This window comes from Pseudomonas sp. GW821-FHT09H03, assembly GCF_059415945.1.
Window position 1 is genome coordinate 3,575 of the sequence record NZ_JBWKOF010000033.1, and the last position, 2,095, is coordinate 5,669.

A 2,095-nucleotide genomic window follows, 5' to 3' on the forward strand; every position below is an offset into this window, starting at 1 on the left:
TTCGCTCCGATGACCAGGGTGCCGACGTTGGCGATGGTCGCGGTTTGGCCAGCTGTGAAGGTCCCATTGACGCCTTCGACGGTGAAATTGACCACGCTGACCGAGCCATCGACGCTGGTCGTACCAGTTAGAACGCTGCCGGTAAGGGCGGTGTCTTCCAGGGTTGAAACCGTTTCGTTGGCGTCGGTGAAGCTGTCGTCGACCGGGGTGACGCTGATTTTCAGGGTCGAGGTGTCGTTGCTTCCCGAACCGTCGGTGACGGTGTAGGTCACGGTCGGCACAGTGCCGTTGTAATTGGCGGCAGGGGTGAAGGTGTAAGCACCATTCGCACCGATCACCAGGGTGCCTACGTTGGCGATGGTCGCGGTCTGGCCAGCTGTGAAGGTCCCATTGACGCCTTCGACGGTGAAATTGACCACGCTGACCGGGCCGTCGACGCTCGAGGTCCCCGCCAATACGTTGCCGCTGGCCGTGGTGTCTTCGTTGATCGTGACGGTTTCACTGGCATCGATGAAGTTGTCGTTAACCGGCGTGACGCTGATGTTCAAGGTCGAGGTGTTGTCGGTGCCCGAGCCGTCGGTGACGACGTAGGTCACCGTTGGCACCGTGCCGTTGTAGTTTGCGGCCGGGGTGAAGGTGTATGCACCGTTCGCTCCGATCACCAGGGTGCCGACGTTGTCGATGGTCGCAGTCTGGCCGGCAGTGAACGTGCCAGTGACGCCAGCGACGGTGAAATTGAGCACGCTGACCGGGCCATCGACGCTCGAAGTGCCGGACAACACGTTGCCGGTAGCCACAGAGTCTTCTTTGATCGAGACGAATTCACTGGTATCGATGAAGTTGTCGTTGACCGGTGTGACGCTGATGTCCAGGGTCGAGGTGTCGTTGCTGCCCGAACCGTCGGTGACGGTGTAGGTCACCGTTGGCACCGTGCCGTTGTAATTGGGGGCCGGAATGAAGGTGTACGCACCGTTCGCCGCGATCACCAGGATCCCGACGTTGGCGATAATTGCCGGGACACCTGCCGCGTAAGTGGTCGCCCCGACGGTGAAATTGAGCACGCTGACCGGGCCGTCGACGCTCGAAGTGCCGGTCAGCACGTTGCCGGTCGCCCAAGTGTCTTCGTTGATCGTGACGGCTTCATTGGCATCGACGAAGTTGTCGTTGACCGGCGTGACGCTGATTTTCAGGGTCGAGGTGTCGTTGCTTCCCGAACCGTCGGTGACGGTGTAGGTCACGGTCGGCACAGTGCCGTTGTAATTGGCGGCCGGGGTGAAGGTGTAGGCACCGTTCGCTCCGATCACCAGGGTACCGACGTTGGTTATGGTCGCGGTCTGGCCGGCGGTGAACGTGCCAGTGACGCCAGCGACGGTGAAGTTGAGCACGCTTACCGGGCCGTCGACGCTCGAAGTACCGGTCAGTACATTGCCGGTAGCCACCGTGTCTTCGTTGATCGTGACGGTTTCACTGGCATCGACGAAGTTGTCGTTGACGGGTGTGACGCTGATGTTCAGGGTCGAGGTGTCGTTGGTTCCGGAGCCGTCAGTGACGGTGTAGGTAACCGTTGGCACGGTGCCGTTGTAATTGGCGGCCGGAGTAAAGGTGTAAGCCCCGTTCGCTCCGATGACCAGGGTGCCGACGTTAGCGATGTTGGCGGTCTGACCGGCGGTGAACGTGCCAGTGACGCCGGCGACGGTGAAGTCGACCACGCTGACCGGGCCGTCGACGCTTGAAGTTCCCGCCAATACGTTGCCGCTGGCTGTGGTGTCTTCGTTGATCGTGACGGTTTCGCTGGCGTCGGTGAAGCTGTCGTCAACAGGTGTGACGCTGATATTCAGGGTCGAAGTGTCGTTGGTTCCGGAACCGTCAGTGACGGTGTAGGTAACCGTTGGCACTGTGCCGTTGTAGTTGGCGGCCGGGGTAAAGCTGTACGCGCCATCGGCACCAATGACCAGGGTACCGACGTTGGCGATGGTGGCGGTGGTGCCTGCGGTGAACGCACCAGTGACGCCTTCGACGGTGAAGTTGACCACGCTGACCGGGCCATCGACGCTGCTCGTTCCACTCAGGACGCTGCCGGTGACTGGAGCGTCTT

General features: G+C 61.1%; 1 protein-coding gene. It reads right to left on the reverse strand.

Annotated elements, in window-relative coordinates:
* Positions 1 to 2,095: beta strand repeat-containing protein (locus AC07OG_RS26275; RefSeq protein ID WP_495068505.1), on the reverse strand; the 2,095-nt coding region annotated here is incomplete at both ends.